The 9,647-nt window shown below is 31.9% G+C and carries 7 protein-coding genes; 1 reads left to right on the forward strand and 6 read right to left on the reverse strand.

What is annotated here, in order from left to right; genetic code table 11:
- Positions 1–225: 225 nt before the first annotated feature.
- Positions 226–1,731 (forward strand): stage V sporulation protein B, encoded by a 1,506-nt coding sequence (spoVB, locus tag ACJAX4_RS06215; protein ID WP_435788587.1) that lies wholly within the window; start codon positions 226–228, stop codon positions 1,729–1,731.
- Between the two features lie 50 nt (positions 1,732–1,781).
- Here spoVB and ACJAX4_RS06220 read toward each other — a convergent pair whose 3' ends face one another.
- From ACJAX4_RS06220 to ltrA, 6 genes are all read right to left on the reverse strand, one after another.
- A complete protein-coding gene (locus ACJAX4_RS06220; protein WP_435788588.1) occupies positions 1,782–3,410 on the reverse strand; it encodes a putative polysaccharide biosynthesis protein in 1,629 nt (542 codons plus the stop codon).
- A 51-nt stretch (positions 3,411–3,461) separates the two neighbouring features.
- Positions 3,462–4,415, reverse strand: a complete 954-nt coding sequence (locus ACJAX4_RS06225) for a pseudouridine synthase (protein ID WP_435788589.1) — start codon at positions 4,413–4,415, stop codon at positions 3,462–3,464.
- 122 nt (positions 4,416–4,537) lie between these two features.
- Positions 4,538–5,749 (reverse strand): M20 metallopeptidase family protein, encoded by a 1,212-nt coding sequence (locus ACJAX4_RS06230; RefSeq protein WP_435788590.1) that lies wholly within the window; start codon positions 5,747–5,749, stop codon positions 4,538–4,540.
- A gap of 2 nt (positions 5,750–5,751) precedes the next feature.
- Positions 5,752–7,761 (reverse strand): cell division protein FtsA, encoded by a 2,010-nt coding sequence (locus ACJAX4_RS06235; protein ID WP_435788591.1) that lies wholly within the window; start codon positions 7,759–7,761, stop codon positions 5,752–5,754.
- A 95-nt stretch (positions 7,762–7,856) separates the two neighbouring features.
- Positions 7,857–8,156 carry a hypothetical protein gene (locus ACJAX4_RS06240; RefSeq protein ID WP_435788592.1) on the reverse strand — a complete coding sequence of 100 codons (300 nt, stop codon included), beginning with the start codon at positions 8,154–8,156 and terminating at the stop codon, positions 7,857–7,859.
- A gap of 310 nt (positions 8,157–8,466) precedes the next feature.
- Positions 8,467–9,647: group II intron reverse transcriptase/maturase (gene ltrA / locus ACJAX4_RS06245; protein WP_435788593.1), on the reverse strand; the 1,181-nt coding region annotated here is incomplete at its 5' end.

Below are 9,647 nucleotides of genomic sequence, written 5' to 3' on the forward strand. Positions count from 1 at the left end.
TGTTTTTTTCGTATACAACAATCATTCATAAGAGAATTTTAACACAAAACTCCCCCTTAGGAGAGTTTTTCCACATAATATATTTATATTTTCAACGTTATATTCCAACTGTTATTTACAAAAGGATAAAAGTTTTATGTTCCTTATAGAATATAATACAAACGCTGCACATACAAATAATAATAACTGTTATAAACCAGGGTCAAGAGCAAGGAGGATCCATCCATGATAAAAGATAATTTCTATAGAGACTCAATAATACTTACAGTATCAAATTTAGTTGGTGGTATACTAAGATTTATGTTTGCAATTTTACTTTCAAAAAAACTAGGAGCACAAGGTATGGGGCTATATAGCCTTGTAATGCCTATCTACGATTTATTCATTTGCCTTATTTGTGGTGGAATGGTAACATCTATTTCAAAAGAAGCCTCAGCTTACTTTGGAATAAACGATTATGGTAATTTAAACAAAACTATACATACTGCCATTGTTTTTGATTTTATTTGGGCTATATTAATAGCAGTATCAGTCTTCCTTTTTTCACCCTTCATCAGTACCTACATAATAAAAGACCAAAGAACATTATATTCTCTTTTAGTTATTTGTCCCGCTTTAATTTTTGTTGCTCTTTCATCTATATATAAAGGATATTTCTATGGTATTTCAAATGTTAAAGTACCTGCAATAATAGATATAGTTGAAAAGACCGTAAGAATGATGATATTAGTTGGAATAATAAATTTCTTTGCACTAAGAAATGTAACATCTACTGTAACCGCCACTTACATTGCCTTATCCATTGGTGAATTTATAAGTTTTATTCTTTTATATGTCTTCTATAAAAAGAGTATAAATAAATTCAAGCAGTACACTAAAAAGGCTGAAGGAAGAGCTCAACTACTATTTAATGTTCTTGTTGTTTCGCTTCCCTTATCCCTCAATGGATTTTTAACCACTGCAATTTCTGCACTATCCACCTTAATTGTACCTAGGCGACTAGTTTATGCTGGCCTAGAATACACAGAAGTTCTAGCCTTTATTGGTAAATTCGCAGGCATGGCTATGAGCATCGTATTTTTCCCTTTTATCATTGTAATGTCTATGGCAACCATATTAACTCCAGACATTTCTAAAAGTATTAGTAAAAATGATTATCATGCTTTAGAGGACAGGGTTGTAGAAGTAATAAAAATCTCGTTTTTGCTAGGAGTTTCGACGCTTATAATCTGCTTAAGTATCGGAGGATCCCTTGGAAAACTATTTTTCGACAGATATGACCTAGGCATATATATACGCCTCGCCTCCTTGAGCGCACCATTCATGTACATGTCTGGCTCAACTTTTGGAATACTAAACGGACTTGGTAAACAAAAGACAATTTTAATAAATTCTCTAATAACTTCTATTTTACAGCTTGTGCTACTATATATACTCTTAGGCATTCCAGGTCTGAGTATTTTAGGATATGGCATAACTCTCCTTGTAACTTCTATAATAACCTTTATATTAAATATTATAGCAATAAAAAAAAGCTGCTATCTACAGTTTTCAATGACGGAAATTATAATCAATATTTGTCTTAGTATATTCTTATACTTCATACTCAAAATTTTAGATAATACTATACCAAATTCTATATTTATCACTAAAAATATAGTAATTATTGTTACTGGGTTCTCCCTAATATTATTTTCTTACATTCTTTCAAAAAATAGTAAACAAGTCTAATACTTCAAAAATCATTAGACTTGTTTCTTTTCTTATTAGCATTTAATTTTCTACCTAATTCTTTTTATAATAGACTGGGGTATGTGTTTCGTAATCTTATGCGGAAATGCTTCTAAATCCTCTTTAGTTATTCCACCTATAAGCACTAGTACGAAAAAATAAGTTAATATGGATAAGCTAATAGCAATTAGTATTGCTATCGCATTAGCAAAATAACCTTCTTTAATAAAACTAACTATAAAATCAAATTGAATATACATTGTTTTTGCAACTATGGCCATAATTGCTGCTGATATTATAGGTTTAATTGCATGACGAGATAGTTTAATTCTAATCCTTAGAACTTTATTTATAGTCAGATGGTTTAGTATTAAAAGTATTGCAAAACCTACACCGTTTGCCATAACAGCTCCTAATATATTAACACTTGGAATAACTACAAATAAATAATTAGTAATTATTTTACCAATTAATGCAATCACAGCAAAAAAGGTAACTAAATAAAGTTTACCAAGACCTTGAAGAATTGATGTTTGAATACTAACCACAGCCATAAGTATTATTACCCCTGACCCATATACAAGTAATCTTGATACGTCAGAATTATATCCTAAAAGTCCTATTATTGGTTTAGCTAAAACTGCAAGTCCTACTGCAGAAGGTACTGCTACTAAGAAACATGCCCTAAGTGCATAATTGATTTTAGATCGAACAGCTTTTTTATCCTTTAATGCCATTAAGCTAGATATAGAAGGCAGAATAGTTATAGCTAGCGCTGTAATAATCGCTATAGGAACATTTATTAATGTTGTGTATTGAAATAACACACCCCATAAAATGTTAACTTGGCTTTTAACCATTCCAGCGTCTATAAGTCTTGACTTAACTATGAAAACATCAATGAATAAACCTGATTGCTGTATCCCTAGACATATAGTCATTGGAACAGCATAACCTGATAACTTTTCAATTATTTTTTTAGTGGTAAACCGTTTTATATTTAACTTACTATACCCTTTAGGGACTCTGAAAATTTTATTTTTTTTATAATAATGAATCATATATATCAGGGCAACAATTGCTCCCACAGATGTTCCAACGGTTCCACCTGCGGCACCTGCTGCTAGTCCGTATTTTATAAATAACGCTGCAAAAACCAAACTAAATATAGTATTTGCAATTTGTTCTAACACCTGTGATACAGCGGTAGGCGACATGTTTTGTCTTCCTTGAAAATATCCTCTATAAGCTGATAGTACAGATGTTATTAAAATAGTTGGAGCTAAAGCCATAATTGCAAGTCTTGCAGTAGCTGTTCCTGCTAAATTAGCTAGAGGCGCTGCAAAAACAAGCATTAATATTGACATAATCAGACCTAATACAAAAAGTAAAAATCTAGCTATTTTAAAAGTTCTTACTGCATCTTTATAGTTTTCTACAGCTATAAGTTCTGATACCATTTTGGAAATAGCCACAGGTATACCGGCATTTGTTAAAATATATACATACGTAAATATAGGGTATGCCGAGGCATATATTCCATACCCTTCATCACCTAATATTTTTATTAAAAAAGGTACATACAGTAAAGATAAAAGCTTAACCATAAAACTTGCTGCAGATAATATTGCAAATCCTTTTGTGGTAGACTGTTTATTTAAATTCACTTTTTCGCTCATTAAATCATCACCTTCGGTGCTGCTTTGCTTCTCCGAAGCTGAACACACCTTCTAAAATTTAAATACATCCTTTTTAATCTTTTTAAGTACTGGTGGTAAAGTTTCTGCAATAGTTTTGTTTTCCATATAAGATAGTTCCTCAGGGCAATTCTTAAATATTGTTTTATAAGCATATAGAAATTGGTAATCCAAACCATATTTGTTTTGGAAGAAACTATTCATCTTTTTCTCACCATATTTTGGATCTCCAACAATAGAATTTCCTAAATGGCTTAAATGTGCACGAAGCTGATGGCTTCTTCCTGTTATAAGATTAATATCTATTAACGTGAATGTACCACAACTTTCTATATTTTTAACTTCCATTGCTATTCTTTTTGTATTTGGCATCTTAGTATCATATACCTCTGAGATATTTGCATCCTCATCTTTACGTATATAACCTTCATAAACACCGTCTTTAATTCTGTTTCTTACTAGTGCCATGTAATATTTTTCAACACCTCTTTCTCTTACCATTTCATTTAGAAGTTTAAGAGAGTTAAAGTTTTTACCAAACATAACTATACCTGAAGTATTTCTGTCTAGTCTATTACAAGGTGCTGGTGTAAATGTTATTTCATTTTCAGGACTATAATCTCCCTTGTCAAACAAATAAGAAAGAACATAATCTACTAAAGTAGCTGGCCCACCCTTTTTATCAGAATGAACTAATACTCCTGGCCATTTTTCCACCATTAATATATTATCATCCTCAAATGTTATTTTCAGATTATTATCAATTCTAATAAACTCTTCTTTTTTAAATTCACTTGTAATATATTTTGTTTCAACTATATCACCTTTTACTAAAGAATGTTTTTCCTTGATTTTATTACCATTAACCCTAATATCCCCTTTTCTAAATGCTTTATATATTTTACTTAATGGTACATCACCTAGTACTTTTCTCATGAATTTATCCGTTCTTTGTCCTGCTTCATTTGCTCCGATCTCTATCCTCATATGTTTCCTCCTATATTTCTATATATAATGACGTATTCCACTTATAATCCAATCTATTTTATAATAAATTACCTTACACTTTTCAAAAAATCACATCAAGCTTCAATTATATACTAATTTCGTTACAAATCCAATAGAAATTCGTAAGCTAACTTGCATTGTATTGCTACTCCTATGGATAAACAGCTCTCATCTATATCAAATAAATTACCATGAGCAGGATGAACTATACCTTTTCCCACATTTCCACTTCCTAAAAAATAAAATAGTGACGGTCTTTCCATAGAGAAATAAGAAAAACTTTCCCCTCCCATAGTGGGCTTATCTAACTTATAAACATTATCTTCCCCAATGACTTCGCTTGCCAAAGTCTCAAACATCGTTGCAAGCTTATCACTATTATAAAGACAAGGATACCCATCCACAATATCAATTTCGCATTTTCCTCTCATAGATGTAACTATGCCTTCTACTACTTGAATTAATCTAGTCTTTATATACTCCCTATTCTCACTGTTTGTAGTCCTAATAATTCCAGATATAATCACTTCTTCTGGTATAATATTTTCAGCAGTGCCTCCATGAATAGACCCTATGGTCAGTACTGCAGGATCTGTAGGAGCAATTTCCCTACTTATAATATTTTGAAGGGAATTAATAACATTACTAGCTATTACAATAGGATCAATTGTCATATGTGGGCTTGCACCATGTCCACCTTTACCGATTATTTTTATTGTAAATGGATTGGAAGCTGCATAAGCTACCCCTCTTTTTAAGCCAACCGTTCCAGCCTCTAACCACTCTTCTACATGAAGCCCAATAACAGCATCCACATTAGGACTATCAAGTACTCCCTCTTTAATCATTATTTTTGAACCACCAGTAGTTTCTTCTCCTGGTTCAAAAAAAAGTTTAACGTTACCTTGTATTTTCTCTTTCATATTATTTAATATTTTGGCTGCACCTAGGAGCATCGTGGTATGAGCGTCATGACCACAAGCATGCATTTTACCTTTAACCTTAGATGAGTAATCGCATATCTTCTTATCATCTAAGGGAAGTGCATCCATATCCGCTCTTAAAGCAACAGTCTTTTCACCATTACCGCGAATGATTGCACAAATTCCCGTTCCTGCTACCGCGTAATATTCAATACCTTCCACTACTAAAAAGTCTTTTACCTTTTGGGAAGTTCTATGTACATCAAATCCTAATTCTGGATTCTTATGGAGGTCACGTCTTATGTCCACTAACTGACTATGAATGTTTTCTGCCATCTCTAAAAAATTCACGTTTTCACACCTCTCCTTATTAATTGAGTAAAATATCATTACTATTTTTCCCAATATATTTGAATTATATCTCCACTATTTAGTGGCTGATAATAACTAGCTTTGCTATCATTTAGCATCAGTATTAAGTTTCCCTTTGATTTAGACAAATCAAAATCTACATAACTAAATATATCCACAAATATATATTTGTCCTTATTTTTGAGGGTTATTATCTTTTTATTTACCTCAACAACAAGATCTTTAATCCTTACGTCTAATTTATTATGCACATCTTTAACATGGACATATTCATTAGGATTATCATTTTTTAAAGTTACATTATTTATTCTATCTCCTTCTTTAATAACGTAATCCTTCTGAAGTTCTTTATTATCCATCATAAAAGTTAAATTACTTTCTCCTTCTCCAAAATATTTGATATATTCCTTAATTGTAGCCGGAAATTCTATGTTTATATCGTCATCTTCTTTAATTAGTTCACTTATTAAAACTCTTTTCCCATTAATGAATGCTACAGGCTCAATATTTCGTATTATACCTTCAAAATAAAAACTCACAGCTTGAATGTTTTTTACAAAATCTATAATTCTAGGTTCAGCGCTTTTTCCATCTATACAGTAAGAAACATCTATAACATCCCCTTCTATTACCATAGAATCAATATTTGCAGTGGAGTTATTTATCTTTATTTCCGCCCCTTTAGCAAGAGTTCCAAATGATACTCGTTTTATACCATCTACTGTGAATCTAATATTCTTGCCATTCTTACCTATTAATATCTTAGGATTTATACCTTCTTGCACCATTACATCCATAACAGTATGTTTATGTGCATTAAATAAGCTTATAATCTTATCATTTATCGTAACATCAACAAAATCATTTCCTAATCTCTTCACTGATATAAGTGCTATACCTAAAACTGTAACTCCAATGCTTCCAAGACTAGCATCACATATACATTCAACTACGGATTCTCTACCCTTAATTGCGACCCTTTGCAAAGGAAGATTTAAAATTTTAGCAATGTTCTCTCTAACGAAAGGAGTATGTGCTCCCCCTCCTACTAGAAATACAGCATTAGGAGATTTTCCTCCATTTAATTCTATTATCCTACTTCCAACTTGTTCTGCAATCTTCATAACTATAGGATTAATTATTTTTAATACTTCCTCAGGCTCTATTTCATTTTCAAAACCTAATACATCTATAAATACAATTTTTTCTTTTCCACTGCTTTGCTTTTTAATCATCTCCGCGGTATTAAAATCAACTAAATATGATTGTGCTACTATTTCAGTTACCTCGTCTCCAGCCATAGGAACCATACCATATGCACTTATACTGTCTTTACTACTAATAGCTATATCCGCAGTACCTGCACCAATGTCTACTAATGCTAAATTTAGAAGTCGTAAATTCTGTGGCACTGCAGCTTCCATGGCTGCTATTGGCTCTAAGGTTAAGCTTATAACGGATAGTCCCGCCTTGCCCATAACAGCATAAAGGCTATCAACCACTGACCGTGGAAGGAATGTAGCAATTATATCAACTGCAATGTTTTCTCCTTTGTGAGCATTCAGATTTGAAATTACATAACCATTTAAATAATAATTTTTAACACTGTAGCCTACACAATAAAGCTTACCTTGTGTAGATTTAATAACTTCATCCTCTGCCATTTTAACCGCAGTAATCTCCAAACTTCTAATGACTTCTCTATTAATTTCCTTATCTCCATCTACTTCTATTTCAGCCTTTGTTGTAATTGTCCTTAAAAATCTTCCCGCAGCCGCAATAGCTACTTTAGTTAGTGTAGTATTTAAGTTACTCTCTAATTCTTTTTTTATTTTTTTCACGCCACTTGCTACTAAGTCAATATCGTGAATCTGACCGTCAATCATAGCTCTTTCCTCATGTTCTATATAGCTTTCTGAAAGAACCTGAAATTTCTTCTCGGATATTACTCCAACTGTCCCTATTATGGATCTTGTTCCTATATCTAAAGCAAATATTAGTCCCTCTTTATTAACATCTTTGATCTCCATTTCTATACCTCTTCCTCGCAAAAATACTAAGCTCATATTAATAACATATGAGCTTAGTAAAATTATATAACATTATATTGCAATATTCAACAAAACTACTGCATTAACTTAATTACTCCATAATTCTCTAATATATAGGGTAATTCTTTTACAATGCTGTAAATGTATTTTGGTTTTGCTTTTTCACCATTTAAAACCTGTTCTAAGGATACCTCATTATAATACAACAACTCACACCAAAAATCCACAAAATCATCTCTTGTAATAAAGATTACATTATTGCTCTCCTTAACTGTAAATCCATAATTGTATTTCTCTAAGATTTTTATATCTGAGTAATCTTCACTGGACAAAATCAATCGTACATCTTCCCACATTTTCTTAAAGGAAACCATTAGAACTCCTCCTACTTAAGCTGCTTTTTCTTATAGTACATATGATTTACACTTCATGTAAAATATTACTTTCAATTACATTATATGTCTTTTCTTTCTATTGTGCAACCCTAACTGCACTATAAGAAGGTATTGTTTGAATTTTTGAAATACAGGAACCACTATATCCTCCAAATCGAGTAGGTAAAAGCCGAAAATAATTTTCCGGCTTCTTTCCTCTCACAGAACCGTACGTGCGGACCTCGCATACGGCTCCTGGCAAACCTTAAAATTATTATTATTATTATTATTATTATTATTATTATTATTATTATTCATAATAATTTGACAAGACACCGACCTGTATATCGGATAAGTGAACAAGCTTTATTTCTTTAAACCATATATTTGGAAGTGCCATATGTATCAATGTAAAATTTGAATTTTTCCATCTCACCATTGATATTTTTTTAAATTCACCTTTATAACCTCTTCGCCTAAGGGTTTTATGCAGAGATTTATAGCTTTTCCATTCTTTCATTTTCTTCATCCTTAGCCTTCTTCTAATCCAACTAAACAGTTTCTCAAAAAGTCCTTTACAGTTTGCAATTCTAAAATAATTTGCCCAACCTCTAATTACTGGATTTAATTTCTCAACCATTTGTTCTATATTCATGCCATGGTTTCTAGGCGTTAGCCCTCTGATTTTATTCTTAAATCCTTCAATTCTTTTAGGGTGTATTGAAACCCACTTTTCTCTTATTATAAATCCAAGAAAAGCCACTCCTTTATTAGCGTCAGCTATATGGGTTTTGGTTTCATTAACTTTAAGTTTTAAATCTTTTTCTAATATTTGAATTGCTAGTGCCAAATATTTTCCTGCTAATACCTTTGTTTTCGCAAAAATTAAAATATCATCCGCATATCTAACTATGCGGATTCCCTTTTCCATCATCGCTTTATCAAAGTAATCTAAGTATATATTCATTAGCAACGGTGAAATGACCGCCCCTTGTGGACAACCTATATCTGACTCGTCAACAATTCCACTTTCCATAGCTCCAGCTTTCAAAAACTTCCCTATTAATTTTAAAATCTTACCATCACTTACTTTTTCGTTCACCGATTTGATTATTATTTCATGGTCTAAGGTATCAAAGCATTTAGATAAATCCATATCTACTACGTGCTCTAATCCATATTTATTCATGAATCTTTCAGCTTTTGCTACAGCCTTTTGACAAGACCTATTCGGTCTATAACCGTAGCTTGAAGGATGAAAACTTGGTTCAAATATTGGTTCTAAGACATTCTTTAATGCTTGTTGAACAACTCTATCTCTAACCGTAGGAATACCTAACGGTCTTTTAGAGCCATCATCTTTATCTATATATACCCTACGTACTGGAAGTGGCTTATACGCTTCGGTTTTAAGTTCATGATTTAGCTTGATTATATTGGCTTCTATACTAGCCCCAAAAGTTTCAATAGTCTCCCCATCTATTCCAGGGG

It is taken from the genome of Clostridium sp., from assembly GCF_051278035.1.
Lineage (GTDB): Bacteria > Bacillota > Clostridia > Clostridiales > Clostridiaceae > Clostridium_AD.

Coding starts and splice junctions, on each gene's coding strand:
- spoVB (WP_435788587.1), top strand. CDS start 226: ATGATAAAAGATAATTTCTATAGAGACTCAATAATACTTACAGTATCA.
- ACJAX4_RS06235 (WP_435788591.1), bottom strand. CDS start 7,761: ATGGAGATCAAAGATGTTAATAAAGAGGGACTAATATTTGCTTTAGAT.
- ACJAX4_RS06220 (WP_435788588.1), bottom strand. CDS start 3,410: ATGAGCGAAAAAGTGAATTTAAATAAACAGTCTACCACAAAAGGATTT.
- ACJAX4_RS06230 (WP_435788590.1), bottom strand. CDS start 5,749: ATGATATTTTACTCAATTAATAAGGAGAGGTGTGAAAACGTGAATTTT.
- ACJAX4_RS06240 (WP_435788592.1), bottom strand. CDS start 8,156: ATGGTTTCCTTTAAGAAAATGTGGGAAGATGTACGATTGATTTTGTCC.
- ACJAX4_RS06225 (WP_435788589.1), bottom strand. CDS start 4,415: ATGAGGATAGAGATCGGAGCAAATGAAGCAGGACAAAGAACGGATAAA.